Annotated in this window: 16 protein-coding genes; 6 read left to right on the top strand and 10 right to left on the bottom strand. The window is 73.9% G+C overall.

From position 1 onward, the window contains the following. Window positions 1-6 precede the first annotated feature (6 nt). The 4 genes from JQN70_RS20840 to JQN70_RS06605 are packed head-to-tail and all read right to left on the bottom strand — an operon-like array spanning window position 7 to window position 4002. Window positions 7-846 carry an MOSC domain-containing protein gene (locus JQN70_RS20840; protein WP_204130529.1) on the bottom strand — a complete coding sequence of 280 codons (840 nt, stop codon included), beginning with the start codon at window positions 844-846 and terminating at the stop codon, window positions 7-9. Further along, entirely contained in the window at window positions 843-1376 is a 534-nt protein-coding gene (locus JQN70_RS06615; RefSeq protein WP_204130528.1) for a beta-class carbonic anhydrase, read from the bottom strand. The genes JQN70_RS20840 and JQN70_RS06615 overlap by 4 nt, the downstream gene beginning before the upstream one ends. Beyond that, on the bottom strand, window positions 1373-3076 hold the full coding sequence (locus JQN70_RS06610; RefSeq protein ID WP_204130527.1) for a fumarate hydratase: 1704 nt from the start codon (window positions 3074-3076) through the stop codon (window positions 1373-1375). Before JQN70_RS06610 ends, JQN70_RS06615 begins: the two co-directional genes overlap by 4 nt. Continuing rightward, window positions 3073-4002, bottom strand: a complete 930-nt coding sequence (locus JQN70_RS06605) for a carbohydrate kinase family protein (protein ID WP_204130526.1) — start codon at window positions 4000-4002, stop codon at window positions 3073-3075. The genes JQN70_RS06610 and JQN70_RS06605 overlap by 4 nt, the downstream gene beginning before the upstream one ends. Window positions 4003-4125: 123 nt before the next feature. Here JQN70_RS06605 and JQN70_RS06600 point away from each other — a divergent pair, with 123 nt between their 5' ends. Next, complete coding sequence (locus JQN70_RS06600) at window positions 4126-4728, top strand: DUF4245 domain-containing protein (protein ID WP_204130525.1); 603 nt, start codon at window positions 4126-4128, stop codon at window positions 4726-4728. After that, the gene (locus JQN70_RS06595) at window positions 4725-5258 is read left to right on the top strand and encodes a DUF1990 domain-containing protein (RefSeq protein WP_307835849.1); all 534 of its coding nucleotides are present in this window, start codon (window positions 4725-4727) and stop codon (window positions 5256-5258) included. The genes JQN70_RS06600 and JQN70_RS06595 overlap by 4 nt, the downstream gene beginning before the upstream one ends. Here JQN70_RS06595 and JQN70_RS06590 read toward each other — a convergent pair. Together JQN70_RS06590 and JQN70_RS06585 are read right to left on the bottom strand one after the other, a co-directional pair. Beyond that, window positions 5225-6082, bottom strand: a complete 858-nt coding sequence (locus tag JQN70_RS06590; RefSeq protein ID WP_204130524.1) for a DUF3626 domain-containing protein — start codon at window positions 6080-6082, stop codon at window positions 5225-5227. The two genes, JQN70_RS06595 and JQN70_RS06590, sit on opposite strands and share 34 nt — an antisense overlap. A gap of 23 nt (window positions 6083-6105) precedes the next feature. Further along, a complete protein-coding gene (locus JQN70_RS06585; protein ID WP_204130523.1) occupies window positions 6106-7551 on the bottom strand; it encodes an HNH endonuclease signature motif containing protein in 1446 nt (481 codons plus the stop codon). Between the two features lie 208 nt (window positions 7552-7759). On the opposite strand from JQN70_RS06585, the gene JQN70_RS06580 reads away from it, so the two are divergent. Beyond that, on the top strand, window positions 7760-8311 hold the full coding sequence (locus JQN70_RS06580; protein WP_204130522.1) for a dihydrofolate reductase family protein: 552 nt from the start codon (window positions 7760-7762) through the stop codon (window positions 8309-8311). 24 nt (window positions 8312-8335) lie between these two features. Here JQN70_RS06580 and JQN70_RS06575 read toward each other — a convergent pair whose 3' ends face one another. Together JQN70_RS06575 and JQN70_RS06570 are read right to left on the bottom strand one after the other, a co-directional pair. Next, window positions 8336-8569, bottom strand: a complete 234-nt coding sequence (locus JQN70_RS06575; RefSeq protein ID WP_204130521.1) for an exodeoxyribonuclease VII small subunit — start codon at window positions 8567-8569, stop codon at window positions 8336-8338. A gap of 9 nt (window positions 8570-8578) precedes the next feature. Continuing rightward, a complete protein-coding gene (locus JQN70_RS06570; protein WP_204130520.1) occupies window positions 8579-9127 on the bottom strand; it encodes a hypothetical protein in 549 nt (182 codons plus the stop codon). A gap of 75 nt (window positions 9128-9202) precedes the next feature. Between JQN70_RS06570 and JQN70_RS06565 the strand changes: the two genes are divergently transcribed. Then, entirely contained in the window at window positions 9203-9823 is a 621-nt protein-coding gene (locus tag JQN70_RS06565; RefSeq protein ID WP_204130519.1) for a TetR/AcrR family transcriptional regulator, read from the top strand. Here the strand turns inward: JQN70_RS06565 and xseA are convergent. Further along, window positions 9820-11067, bottom strand: coding sequence for an exodeoxyribonuclease VII large subunit (gene xseA, locus JQN70_RS06560; protein ID WP_204130518.1), 1248 nt, complete (start codon window positions 11065-11067; stop codon window positions 9820-9822). The genes JQN70_RS06565 and xseA overlap by 4 nt on opposite strands. Before the next feature lie 87 nt (window positions 11068-11154). Between xseA and JQN70_RS06555 the strand changes: the two genes are divergently transcribed. Further along, window positions 11155-12168 carry a 4-hydroxy-3-methylbut-2-enyl diphosphate reductase gene (locus JQN70_RS06555; RefSeq protein WP_204130517.1) on the top strand — a complete coding sequence of 338 codons (1014 nt, stop codon included), beginning with the start codon at window positions 11155-11157 and terminating at the stop codon, window positions 12166-12168. 14 nt (window positions 12169-12182) lie between these two features. Beyond that, window positions 12183-12638: a GNAT family N-acetyltransferase gene (locus tag JQN70_RS06550; RefSeq protein ID WP_307835848.1), complete on the top strand. Its 456-nt coding sequence runs from the start codon at window positions 12183-12185 to the stop codon at window positions 12636-12638. Here the strand turns inward: JQN70_RS06550 and JQN70_RS06545 are convergent. Then, window positions 12620-13318 carry a polysaccharide deacetylase family protein gene (locus JQN70_RS06545; RefSeq protein ID WP_204130516.1) on the bottom strand — a complete coding sequence of 233 codons (699 nt, stop codon included), beginning with the start codon at window positions 13316-13318 and terminating at the stop codon, window positions 12620-12622. The genes JQN70_RS06550 and JQN70_RS06545 overlap by 19 nt on opposite strands. Between the last annotated feature and the right edge of the window lie 14 nt (window positions 13319-13332).

Genomic DNA, 13332 nt, shown 5'->3' with positions numbered 1-13332 from the left:
GCCAACCTACCGGCCGGGGAGCACCTCGTCACCGACACGGACCTCGCCGACGACCTCGGGCACGAGCTGCACCGCGAACCACGTGGCCCCGTCCCAGCGGCGGTGGTGGGCGAGGGTGCGGATCGGCTCGTGACCGCTCGCGAGGGTCGTGGGGTCGATGGTCGTCATCACGCAGCGGTCGACGGGCTTGACGACGCGGAAGGTGACCGCGCCCACGGTGACGCGGGCCCAGGCGTCCTCCTCGAAGGGTTCGAGGTCGCCGTCGACGAGGAGGTTGGGGCGGAACCGGGTGGCGGTGACGTCGACCGGCTCCTCGCCGCGCTCGAGGGCGGTCTCGGTGACCCAGTCGCGCAGCCGGCGCAGGGAGGCCGCCGAGGCGAGGGTGACGGGGTAGCCGTCGGCGAAGGCGGTGGCCTCCCCGGGGTTCGCGTGGGCCGGGTTGAGCGGACGCGGGTCGGCGACGTGCACGAGGCGGACGTCGTCGCGGCCGAGGGCGCCGCGCAGCCAGCTCGTCGCGGCTGCGCCGGCGTCGCGGCCGGTGAGCGGACGTCCGTGCACCGTCACCGGCTCGGGGTCCGCGTGCGGCACCTCGAGGTCGAGGGTCGGGTGACCGGGAGCGTTGATCCGCAACGCTCCCGGGAGGTCGGGGTCGGTGTCCGGGGTGTCCGCGGTGAGGGCGAACAGCCCGTGGTGCTCGCGCGCGGTGAGGCACTCTCCGGTGGCGTCGACGACCATCCAGCGGCGGTCGCCGCGCAGGCCCCAGCCCTCCACGGTGGCGCGCTGCACGGGGCGGACCCCCGTGCTCTTGACCGGGTGGAGCGCGATCGCCTCGAGGGTGGCCCTCACGCCAGCCGGTTGATCCGGCCGGAGTCGACGTCGTACATGAACCCGCCGACGAGGGCGCGCTTCCCGATGAGCGGGTGCGAGCGCAGGACGTGGACGTCGTGCTCGAGCGCGGCCTGCTGGTCGGCGACGACGTTGAAGTCGTGCCACGAGGCGTCGACGCCGGCCGACTCGCCGACCCGCTGCTGGAGCTCCTCCTCGGTGCTCGAGGCGACGGCGCAGCGGGTGTGCGGGATGACGAGGATGCGGTCGACGTTCAGCAGGTGCACGGCGAGGACCAGCGCCTCGAGGGCCTGCGGCGTGACCCGGCCCCCGGGGTTGCGGAAGATCTTCGCGTCGCCGGGGTGCAGGCCGAGCATCGCGAGCGGGGCGATGCGCGAGTCCATGCACGTGACGATGGCGACGCCGGCCCTCGCGACGCCGTCGAAGCCGGCGAGGTCGAAGGAGGCCGCGAACTCGTCGTTGGCGGCGAGCAGGTCGTCGAAGTCGGCGGGGGCGCCGGCCGTGCTGGGCGTGCTGGGGGTCTCGGTCACAGGAGTCCGGTCCTCTTCTCGATGGTGAACGCGACGGGCTTGGTCACGGCGGCGAAGAAGTCCTCGCCCTTGTCGTCGACGACGATGAACGCGGGGAAGTCCTCGACCTCGATCTTCCAGACCGCCTCCATCCCGAGCTCGGGGTACTCGAGCACCTCGACGCTCTTGATGCAGTCCTGGGCGAGGCGGGCGGCCGGGCCGCCGATGGACCCGAGGTAGAAGCCGCCGTGGGCCCTGCAGGCGTCGGTGACCTGCTGGCTGCGGTTGCCCTTGGCGAGCATGACCATCGAGCCGCCCGCGGCCTGGAACTGCTCGACGTAGGAGTCCATCCGGCCGGCCGTCGTCGGGCCGAAGCTGCCGGACGGCATCCCCTCGGGGGTCTTGGCCGGGCCGGCGTAGTAGACGGGGTGGTCCTTGAGGTACTGGGGCATCTCCTCGCCGGCGTCGAGCCGCTCCTTGATCTTCGCGTGCGCGATGTCGCGCGCGACGACGAGCGGGCCGGTGAGGCTGAGCCGGGTCTTGACGGGGTACTGCGTCAGCTCGGCGAGGATCTGGTCCATCGGCCGGTTGAGGTCGACGTCGACGACCGCGCCGGCGCCCGTGCCGGACACGCCGTGGGCGTCGTCGAGGCCGTCGTGGGTCTGCTCGGGCAGGAAGCGCGCGGGGTCGGTCTCGAGCTGCTCGATGAACACGCCCTCGGGCGTGACCTTTCCGAGCACCTGCCGGTCGGCCGAGCACGAGACCGCGATGGCGACCGGCAGGCTCGCGCCGTGGCGGGGGAGCCGGACGACCCGGACGTCGTGGCAGAAGTACTTGCCGCCGAACTGCGCCCCGATGCCGAACCGGCGGGTGAGCTCGAGGACGCGCTCCTCGAGCTCGGTGTCGCGGAAGCCGTGGCCGGTGGCGGGGTCGCCCTGCTTCGGCAGGTGGTCGAGGTACTTCGCGCTCGCGTACTTCGCTGTCTTGAGGGCGAACTCGGCGCTCGTGCCGCCGATGACGATGGCGAGGTGGTACGGCGGGCAGGCCGCCGTGCCGAGGCCGCGCAGCTTCTCGTCGAGGAAGCGCATCATCGCGTCCGGGTTGAGGATCGCCTTGGTCTCCTGGAAGAGGAACGACTTGTTGGCGCTGCCGCCACCCTTGGCCATGAAGAGGAACTTGTAGGTGGTCTCGTGCCCGGGGGCGGTGTCGGCGTACAGCTCGACCTGTGCAGGGAGGTTCGAGCCGGTGTTGCGCTCCTCCCACGTGGTGACCGGGGCCATCTGGCTGTAGCGGAGGTTGAGCCGCGTGTAGGCGTCGTAGACACCGCGACTCAGTGCCTCCTCGTCGGTGCCCTCGGTGAGCACGTGCTGGCCGCGCTTGCCCATGACGATGGCCGTGCCGGTGTCCTGGCACATCGGGAGGATGCCGCCGGCGGCGATGTTGGCGTTCTTCAGGAGGTCGAGCGCGACGAACTGGTCGTTGTTGCTCGCCTCGGGGTCGGCGAGGATGTTCGCCAGCTGCTGGAGGTGGGCGGGACGCAGGTAGTGCGCGATGTCGTGCATCGCGGTCTCGCTGAGCAGGCGCAGGGCCTCGGGGGAGACCTGGAGGAAGCGCCGGCCGCCCGGGCCCTCGACGACCTCGACACCCTCGGTGGTGAGCAGCCGGTAGGGGGTCTCGTCGGCGCCGACGGGCAGGAGGTCCTCGTAGGCGAACTCGGTCATCGGATCTCCTCTCGCGTGGGCGCGTACGCGCCGGCGTGGCGGACGGTGACGCCGCTCGTGGCCAGGGCACGGTCGACGGCGGGCTGGACGTCGGCGAGGGTCGCGGCGGCCAGGCGGGTGCGGGCGTCGGTGCTGCCGAGCAGGCCGTCGTCGAGGAGGCCGGACACGAGGCCGGCCATGAACGAGTCGCCGGCGCCCACCGTGTCGACGACGTCCTTGATGCGGGCGGCGGCGCGGCCCTCCTCGCCGGACGCGGCCCGCCAGACGACGCCGGCGCCGCCGAGGGTGACGACGGTGAGCGAGGCCCCGAGCGCGGCCCAGCGGGCCATCACCGCGGAGGCGCTCTCGCCGGGGTAGAGCCACTCGATGTCGTCCTCGGAGCACTTGACGACGTCGGCGAGCGCGACGAGCTCCTCGACGCGGGGGCGCACGCCCTCGACGTCGCCCATGATCGTCGGGCGCATGTTGGGGTCGTACGAGACGGTGCCGTGCTCGCGGGCGCGCAGGACGGCGGCGGTGACCTCGGCCTCGCCGGGCTCGAGGGTGGTGGCGATCGAGCCGGTGTGCAGGTGGGCGGTGCCGTCGGGCAGCTGCACCGGCGGGAGGTTCCAGTGCAGGTCGAAGACGTAGGAGGCGGCGCCGGAGTCGTCGATGGTCGCGAGGGCGGTGGAGGTGGGGTGCTCGGCGCTGCGGCTGCCCGGCAGGAGGTGCACGCCGCCGGACTCGACGTGCTCGGCGCAGCGGTGGCCGCGGGTGTCCTCCCCGACGAGGCAGGCGAAGTGGGTGTCGTGGCCGAGGCGGGCCAGCCCGAGGGCGACGTTGGCCGGCGAGCCGCCGACGTGCTCCGCGGTGCTCCCGTCGGGGTAGCTGACGATGTCGACGAGCAGCTCGCCGACGACGACGACCGGCGGCGCGGTGGCGCTCACGGCATCCCAACCTCTCTGCAGGCGATGCGCCGCGTGGCGCGGCCGGGTGGTCGCGGGCGGCGGTCAAACCCTATCGCCGCGACGGATTGGGAGTCTGCGGGGTCCGTCGGCGACGATGGTGGGGTGACCACGCCCAGCACGCCCGGTGCGCCGCCGCCCGACGCGCCGGCGGCCGACGCGCCCCCGCCGCGGAGCCGCTACTCGATGGGGTCGACGAAGAACCTCGTCTACTCGCTCCTCGCGGTGCTCGGCATGGTGCTGCTGCTCGTCCTCCTCGTGCCGCGCGTCGACAGCGTCGGCGGGCCGCCGGTCGACGTGCACGCCAAGGCCCTCGAGGTGAAGCAGCAGTCCGGCTGGCCGATCGTCGAGCCCGTGGACCTGCCGTCCGGGTGGAGCCCCACCTCGGTCCGCTACGTCGGCGTCACGGACGGCTTCATGACGTGGCACGTGGGCTACCGCACGCCCTCCGACACCTTCGTCGCCGTCGAGCAGACGCAGGACCCGAGCCGCGCCTGGATCGCCGCGCAGACCAACCGGGCCCCGCGCGAGGGGACGATGGAGGTCGCCGGGCGCACGTGGGAGAAGTACGTGCGGGACAACAAGGTCCAGAACAGCCTGCTCTCGGTGCCGGAGCCGGGGTCCGGCGAGCTCGCGACGCTCGTCACCGGCACGGCGAGCTTCGAGGACATGGCGACGTACATCGAGTCGCTCCAGCCGGTTCGGTGACGCGGGGCGTCGCTTTCCTCGACGCCGAGCGCGTCACGACCCTGCGCGCCCTGCCGCTCACGTACGACTCGCCCGGCGGCTTCGCGGGGACCTCGCGGCCCGGGTTCGACGTGCTCTCCAGGTCCCTCGTGATGGGTGATGCCGCGCTCGACGCCTGCGCCGAGGTGCTCCTGCGTTGGGGCGTCCAGACGGGTGCCGGCCTCGGGGTGCGGGCCTGCGCGCCGCGGGTCGAGCCCGGCGTCGTCGCCGAACTCCTGATCGGGGTGGGACCGGTCGGGTGGCGCGCCCCGCTGCGCGTGGTCGAGGTGTTCGACGAGCCGGGGCGACGCGGGTTCGCCTACGGCACCCTGCCCGGCCATCCCGAGGACGGTGAGGAGAGCTTCGTGCTCACCGAGGAGCCGGACGGGCGGGTGCGCTTCACCGTGACGGCGGCCTCCCGGGCGGCCCGGCTCGGTGGGCCGGTGACCCGTGGGGTGCAGGCGTGGATGGCCGGCCGCTACCTGCGCGCCTGCCGCCAGGCCGCCCGCTGACCGCCGGCGGACGAGGAGCCGGGGGAGCCGCTGGGTCCGAGCCCTCGGCGGCCGAACCGGGCCAAGCAGTGCCAGAGCCACTTGACCGCCTGCGGGTCGGCCGTCTGCCAGACCTCACCGAGCCGCGCCGGGGTGATCTCACCGCCGAGGCTGCGCGCGAGCTCCACCGGCACCGGACCCCGGTACGTCGGGTCGATGGACTCGGCGGTCACCCGGTAGCCGGGGTGCTCCTCGATGCGGCAGCCGAGCCGGTCGAGCGCCTCCGCGTGGGCCTCACGGTCGCTGGGGTCGACGACCACGGCCTCCACGTCCCGGGCGATGACGAGCCCACCGTGGACGTGGGCCTCGACGTAGTCGTTCAGGGGGTCGTCGAGCGGGAGGCCCGCTGCCTCCTCGGGCAGCAGCGTGGGGTCGTGCACCCCGGCGTCCGCGAGTCGGCAGAGCTCGTCGAGCCGCTCCGGCCCGCCGACGGCCGTCGGGTGGAAGACGCTGTCGGGCCAGCAGAAGGTGGCCCGGTCCAGCACCTCGGGCCGCAGCCGCAGGTGGGCCGACCCGAACCGCGGTGACCCGCCGTAGGAGTCGTCACGGCGGTTGAACGCGCCGTACACGGGGCGGGTGGTCGGGTCGGCGTCGTCGTACCGGCCGTCGAAGAGGCGGCTCTCCCAGCGCCACCGGGCGCCTCCGGGGACGGCGGTCAGGCCGCCGTTCGACGTCCGGGTCTCCCACTGGCTGCGGTACCGGTCCGAGGCCGCGATGGCGTCGATGACCGTGCCGTCGTCGTGTGGTCGTCCCGGATGGAAGTGCACGACGATCCCCGCGACCATGCCCGGACTGTAGCCGGGCCGGGTCAGGGCAGGAGGCGGTGCTGGGGTTCGGTGGTGCGGGTGGCGCCGTTCGGTCCGTGCCAGGTGATGGTGCCGTCGGAATCGAGGGCGGGTCGCCAGCGGGCGTGTTGCTTGAAGCGGTGGTGGCGCCGGCAGAGCGCTTCCAGGCCGGTGGGGGTGGTCTGTCCGTCGGGCCAGGCTCTGGCGTGGTCGAGGTCGCAGCGTTCGGCGGGGCGGGTGCAGCCCCACATGCGGCAGGTGCCGTCCCTGGTCTTCACGAACTCCTGCATGGCTTTCGGGGGGCGGTAGGCGCTGGTGGTGAGGCTGGCGAGGGTGCCGGTGTCGGCCTCGAGCACCGCCCGGGAGACCTCGAACGGCAGCAGCTTCAGGAGGTTGGCCAGGGTCGCGGGCTCGACCCAGCCGAGGTTGGGGACGTGGGTGCCGGAGACGGCGAACCCGGGCGTGACCTCGGCCATGGTGTCGGCGCAGTCGCCGACGAGCTCGGGAGGTTCCTCGATCCAGGAGAGCTCCTCGCGGGAGGCCGGGTCGAGGTCGCCGTAGCGGACCTCCTGACCCGTGACGTGGTCGATCAGGGTGTCGTCGTCGTCCCAGTCGACCCGGAACCGCTCACCGGCAACCGGTTCGGGTGCGGGCCGGTCGGTGACGACCGGGACTCCAAGGGTGACTTGCGCCGTCACGGTCACGTTCCGCAGCACCAGGTCGGTCAGCGCGTCCGCCCTCGACTCCGGGAGCGAGAGCGTGTCGTCGAGGCCTCGGTACTCGCCCGCGAGCTGCTCGACCGCGGACCACATCGCGGCACTGGTGGCGGTCGGGAGGGTGGCGAACCAGTCCGTCAGCCCGTCCTCGCCCGCCCTCGTCTCCACACAGCGGCCACGCTTCCGCAATGCCACGTGCGCGGCGACCTGGTCCGCAGCGACCCGCGACGCGACCCTGCGCGCCTCGCCAGTGATGCGGGCGGGGTTCATCGCGGGAAGCCTGCCCGCGAGCTCGGCATCGACCCGGACACACGCGTCGACGTCGAGGCCGGCGCACGCATCGACGACCTTGTGCGCGGTCACGGCTGCCACGTCACCGGCGAGGAGCAGGTCGCGGGTCAGGGGAAACCGCTCACCCAGGGCGGCACCGAGCGCGGCCTTCCGACCCGCGACCCCCTCGGTCAGCCCGCAGGCCAGCGCCATCTCCGTCGCAGCCATCGCGTCGACGAACCCGACCGGGTGCACCCGCTCCCACGGACCCGGTTCCCGCAGCGTCGTCTCCACCCGAGCCCCCCAGGCGCCCGCCACGGCGACCAGCGCATCGGCCGCGTTCGCGAGCCCCTGCGCCTCCCCGGCGAGCCCGAACGCCTCCTCCGCCGACAGTCCCCGACCCCCGTCGGCGAGCTCACGACCCAGCGCAGCGCACTCCTCGCGCAGTGCCGCGATGCGGCGGCTGGTCGTCCCCCTGTCCATGCCTGATTCTACCTCGAAGCGCCGGCCGGCGGAAGGTGTCATCCACAGAGAAAGCGCTGCAGCACAACATTTTTGGTCCGAGAGAGCCCGCACCCCGACCGCCCGTCGAGAGCCAGCGGCCGAGGCCGGACAGCGCGCTCCGATGAGTTCCGGTGCCGAGCCGGGTCCATGCTGGGGACAACCACCCGAACCACCGCAGGAGCTCCCCATGGCACGCACGGTCACCGCCCACCTCTTCAGCTCCGTCAACGGGGTCACCGAGTCGCCGAACGAGTGGCAGTTCGGAGCCTTCGGTCCCGAGGAGGGGGAGCTGATGGGCAGGGTCATCGGTCCGGTGACCGACATGGTCCTCGGCCGGACCCTCTTCACGGAGTGGTCGCAGTTCTGGCCCTCCATGCCCGCCGACGACCCGTTCGCGCAGTACATCAACCCGCTGCGCAAGCACGTCGTCACGAGCACCCTCGAGGGCGACCTCGGCTGGAACGCCACCCGCATCGAGGGGGACCCCGTCGAGTACGTGCGTGCACTCAAGGAGGGGGAGGGCGGAGACATCTCGGTCGGCGGAGGCATCGAGACGGTGCGCACGCTCTTCCTCGGGGGTGTCGTCGACCGGCTCATCCTCACGACGCACCCGGTCGTGGGCGTCGGGCGCCGGCTCTTCGACGAATCCGTCCCGGTGACCCGCCTCGAGCTGCTCGAGGCCGTCCCCACCTCGGTGGGCAACGTCATCCTCACGTACGCGCTGCGTCCGACCGACTGAGGGAGCGGACCCACCACCGGCGGCTCACTCGTCGCCGGCGGTGATGCGCTCCTCGGCCTGGTCGAGCCACTGGCGACAGTGCGCCGCGAGGGCCTCGCCGCGCTCCCAGAGGACCATGCTCTCCTCGATGCCGACCTGCCCGCTCTCGAGGCGGGCGACGAGGTCGACGAGCTCGTCGCGGGCCTGCTCGTACCCGAGCGAGGCGACGTCGGCGTTCGGCTCCTCGGCCTGCGCGGCCCGGGCGGCGTCCTTCGGCATGCCGCGAGACTACCGACGTGCGCCGACCCCCGTGGGACGCGGCCGCACCGTGTAGCTGAGGCTGACGAGGCCGTCGACCGCCACGACGACGCTCCACAGCCGGAGCATCCCGAGCAGCGCCCCGGTGCGGTCGGGGTCGCCGATGACGAGGATCGCCACCCCGAGCAGGCCCGCCCCCACCGCGTAGGCGAGGAGGTGGCGGCCGAAGCCCCGGCGCTCGTGAGCGGCGTGGGCGCGTCCCGAGCGCGGGCGCGGCTCGGGCTCCGGACCGCCTGCGAACCGGTGGGCGAAGCGGACGTCGGCCCACCGCACCATCGAGTGGCCGAAACCCACCGACACCCCGAGGTAGACCGCCGCCAGGGCGTGGGCGGTCGTGGCCGTCGCGCCGCCGCGCAGGTCGAGCACGGTGGCGACCAGCAGCACGAGGTCGACGAGCGGCGCGGCCACGAGCAGCCGGCCGCCGAGCCGCGGCCGGCGCAGCAGGTACCGCACGGCCAGGCCCGCGAGGACGAGGACCCAGAACAGGACCTCGCAGGTGACGATGACGGCGACGAGCACGACGACCCCTCCTCGATTTGGTACGACCGTATCAAAATCCTGCACACGGCGTCGACCGACTGGTAGACAGGGGCCGTGCCGAAGGTGGTCGACCACGACGCGCGCCGCGAGCGCATCGCCGGAGCGCTGCTCGCCGTCGTCCGGCGCGACGGTGTGGGGGCCGTCTCCGTCCGGTCGGTGGCCGCGGAGGCGGGCCTCTCGGTCGGGTCGATGCGGCACACGGCGGCCAGCCAGGCCGACCTCGTCGCCTTCGCGATGGAGGCGGTCGCCGAGCGCGTCGCCGCGCGGGTGGCGACCCGCGTCGCCGGATGGCGTGCCGAGCGACCCCCCACGCTCGACGACCTCACCGACCTCTGCGGGGAGGTCCTGCCGCTCGACGCCGAGCGGCTCGCCGAGGCCGCCGTCTGGCTCGAGCTGGTCACCCTCGCCCGCACCGACGAGCGGCTGGGCCGGGTCTCGGCCGAGGCCCACGAGGGTTTGCGCCGCCTCGCCGAGCGCGTGGTCGCCGCGCTCCGGCCGGCGGCCGGCCCGACGCGGCGGGAGGAGGAGGCGGTCCACCTCCACGCCCTCCTCGACGGCCTGGCGCTCCACGCCGTGCTGCACCCCGGTCTCGTGGACCCGGGGTCGATGGCCGCGGTGGTCCGTGCCCACCTGGCCGGGCTCGCCACCCCGGCCGGCGACCCGGGCGACCGCTAGCTCGACCCCACCACCCGGACGCCGAAGTCGCCGCGGGCCACGCGGACCCGGAGCAGCTCGTCGGCCTCGAGCGCGGCGGGGTCGGTGACGAGCGCACCGCCCGACTGCTGCACCACGGCGTACCCACGGTCGAGGGTGGACTGCGGGGAGAGGGTGCGGGCCTGCACGCGCAGGTGGTCGACCCGGTCGCGCTGGCGGTGCAGCCCGGCCTCGACCCGGTGCCGGGCGCGCGACACCAGCGCCTCGACGACCTCGTGCTGGCCGCGGACGAACGCCCCCTTGTCGGCGAGCACCGGCCGGCTCGAGAGCTCGGTGAGCCGGCGTCGCTCGTGGTGCAGCCGCCCGGCGACGGCCCGCCGTCCGCGCGCGGTGGCCGCCTCCACCCCGCGGTGCTCGGCCTCGGCGTCCGGGACGACGGCCTTCGCCGCGTCGGTGGGTGTGGAGGCCCGGTGGTCGGCGACGAGGTCGAGGAGCGGGGTGTCGACGTCGTGCCCGATGGCGCTGACGACCGGCGTCGTGGCGGCGGCGACCGCGCGCAGGAGCGCCTCGTTGGAGAACGGCAGGAGGTCCTCGACCCCGCCCCCACCGCGGGCGATGACGACGACGTCGACCTCGGGGTGCGCGTCGAGCTCGGCGAGGGCGGCGGTGACCTCGGTGACGGCGGCCGACCCCTGCACGGCCACCGGCCGGATCTCGAACACGGCGCTCGGCCAGCGGCGCAGGGTGTTCTCGACGACGTCCTTCTCGGCGGCGCTGGCCCGCCCGCAGACCAGCCCGATCCGCCGGGGGAGGAAGGGCAGCGGCCGCTTGCGCTCGCGGTCGAAGAGCCCCTCCTGGGCGAGATGGCGCTTGAGGTACTCGAGCCGGGCCAGCAGCTCGCCCACCCCGACCGGACGGATCTGGCGGGCGTCGAGGACGAGCGAGCCGCGCTGGGTCCAGAACGACGGCTTGGCCTGGAGGACGACCCGCGCGCCCTCGGTGAGCGGCCCGGGCATCGCGTCGAGGGCGTTGACGTGGACCGAGCAGGACAGGCTCATGTCGACGTCGGGGTCGCGCAGGGTCAGGTACGCGGTGCGGGCCCCGGGGCGGCGGGTCAGCTGGACGACCTGGCCCTCGACCCAGAGCACCGACATCTTCTCGACGTACTCGCCGATCTTCATCGAGAGCAGGCGCACCGGCCACGGGTGCTCGGCGGAGGTGTCGGCCGCCTTCTCGGGCAGCGGCGGCCGCGCCGGGGTGCTCATGGCACCGCACTCTAGGCGGGGCCGCCGACGGGGGTCGGGGTGCAGCGCGGATTCGGGTCGTGGAGAACCGGCACCTACGATGGAGGCATGCCTGATGCGACCAAGCGCGTGCTCCTCGCGGCCCCCCGCGGCTACTGCGCCGGGGTCGACCGGGCCGTCGTCACCGTCGAGAAGGCCCTCGGCCTCTACGGGGCGCCGGTGTACGTCCGCAAGGAGATCGTCCACAACAAGCACGTCGTCACCACGCTCCAGCAGCGCGGGGCGGTCTTCGTCGACGAGACCGACGAGGTGCCCGAGGGCGCCACGGTCGTGTTCTCCGCGCACGGGGTCGCCCCGGTCGTCCACGACGAGGCGAAGGCGCTGAACCTGCGCACCATCGACGCCACCTGCCCGCTCGTCACCAAGGTCCACCGCGAGGCCGTGCGCTTCGCCGACTCCGACTACGACATCCTCCTCATCGGCCACGAGGGCCACGAGGAGGTCGTCGGCACCGCGGGTGAGGCGCCCGAGCACATCCAGCTCGTCGACGGCCCCGACGACGTCGAGAACGTCACCGTCCGCGACCCCGAGAAGGTCGTCTGGCTCTCGCAGACCACGCTGTCGGTCGACGAGACGATGGAGACCGTGCGCCGGCTGCGCGAGCGCTTCCCCTCGCTGCAGGACCCGCCGAGCGACGACATCTGCTACGCCACCCAGAACCGCCAGCTCGCCGTGAAGCAGATGGCCGCCGACTGCGACCTCATGATCGTCGTCGGCTCGCGCAACTCCTCGAACTCGGTGCGCCTCGTCGAGGTCGCGCTCGAGCACGGGAGCCGCGCCGGGCACCTCGTCGACTACGCCGAGGAGATCGACGAGGCCTGGCTCGAGGGCGTCTCGACCGTCGGCGTCACCTCCGGGGCGTCGGTTCCCGAGATCCTCGTCCGCGGGGTGCTCGAGTACCTCGCCGCGCGCGGGTACGAGGACGTCGCGCCCGTCGTGGCTGCCGAGGAGTCGCTGATGTTCGCCCTGCCGAACGAGATCCGCCGCGACCTCAAGGCGGCCGGCCTCTCGGACAAGATGCGGCACGACGCGAGCTTCGCCGAGACCGGCTCGCTGCACTGACTCCGGCGGCCACCGTGGACACCCGGGTCGCGCTCGCCACTGCGCCGGAGACCCTCGCCCTCGCGGGTCGGCTGCTCCACGAGTTCAACACCGCCTACGACGACCCGACGCCCGGCGCGGACGCGCTCGCGACCCGGCTCGCCGAGCTCGTGGCCGCCGGCGACACGGACGTCCTGCTCGGCGACGAGCACGGCGTGGCGGTCGTCCGCTACCGGCCGTCGCTGTGGAGCGCGGCCGACGAGGCCTACCTCGCCGAGCTGTGGGTGGACCCGTCGGTGCGCCGGACCGGCCTCGGCCGGGCCCTGCTGCGGGCGGCGCTCGAGCGGGCGCGCGAACGGGGCTGCGACCTGCTCGACCTCGCGACGAGCGAGGACGACCCCGAGGCCCGCTCGCTCTACGAGAGCGAGGGGCTGCACGCGACCGAGGGGGCCGGCGGTCCCACGACCTTCCACTACGAGATCGACCTCTGAGGACCGCGCCCGGCGTCGGCGCGGGTGAGCAGCTCGTCGAGGGTCACGCACCGGCGGCCGCGGTCGGTGAGCCGCGGGAGCAGGTGCTCGAGGAGGTCGACGACCCGGTGCCGCGCGGGCGTTCCCTCGTGGAGGACGACGACCGAGCCCGGCTGCACCCGGTCGAGGACGAAGCGTGCTGACGTCTCGATGTCGTGCACCTCGGCGTCGGGGACGGCCACCGACCCGAGGACGGTGCGCAGCCCGAGCGCGGTCGCCCCGCGGACCTGGGCCGGCCGGACGGCCCCCGACCCGGGCCGGGTGAGGGTGGGCGACGTGCCGGTGGCGGCCTCGACGGCCGCCGTCGCGCGCTCGAGGTCGCGCAGGTACGCGGCGGTCGGCTGCGCCACGGCCGGCCGGTCGGCCCACCCGTGGTTGCCGATCCCGTGGCCCGCCTCGACGACGGCCCGGGCGACCTCCGGGTGCGCCTCGACCCGTGAGCCGAGCACGAAGAACGTCGCCCGGGCGTCGTGACGCGCCAGCACGTCGAGGACCCGGGGAGTGAGCGAGGGGTCGGGTCCGTCGTCGAGGGTCAGGGCCACCTCGGGCCCGTCGGTGGGCACCTGGACGAGCAGCACCCGCTGGTGGGACAGCATCCGGGCGAGCGCGGGGGACTGCCGGACGGCGAGCACCCCCACCACGGCGAGGCCGCCAA

The sequence above is a fragment of the Phycicoccus sonneratiae genome, from assembly GCF_016887965.1.
Taxonomy (GTDB): domain Bacteria; phylum Actinomycetota; class Actinomycetes; order Actinomycetales; family Dermatophilaceae; genus Phycicoccus; species Phycicoccus sonneratiae.
The sequence above is the reverse complement of the archived record's forward strand: the minus strand, read 5'-3'. Positions and strand labels throughout refer to the sequence as shown.

Bases quoted from the DNA above. Each gene is read 5' to 3' on its own strand.
- JQN70_RS06580 (WP_204130522.1), top strand. From the start codon at position 7,760: ATGGCACGCACGGTCACCGCCCACCTCTTCAGCTCCGTCAACGGGGTC.
- xseA (WP_204130518.1), bottom strand. From the start codon at position 11,067: ATGAGCACCCCGGCGCGGCCGCCGCTGCCCGAGAAGGCGGCCGACACC.
- JQN70_RS06585 (WP_204130523.1), bottom strand. From the start codon at position 7,551: ATGGACAGGGGGACGACCAGCCGCCGCATCGCGGCACTGCGCGAGGAG.
- JQN70_RS06610 (WP_204130527.1), bottom strand. From the start codon at position 3,076: ATGACCGAGTTCGCCTACGAGGACCTCCTGCCCGTCGGCGCCGACGAG.
- JQN70_RS06590 (WP_204130524.1), bottom strand. From the start codon at position 6,082: ATGGTCGCGGGGATCGTCGTGCACTTCCATCCGGGACGACCACACGAC.
- JQN70_RS06575 (WP_204130521.1), bottom strand. From the start codon at position 8,569: ATGCCGAAGGACGCCGCCCGGGCCGCGCAGGCCGAGGAGCCGAACGCC.
- JQN70_RS06555 (WP_204130517.1), top strand. From the start codon at position 11,155: ATGCCTGATGCGACCAAGCGCGTGCTCCTCGCGGCCCCCCGCGGCTAC.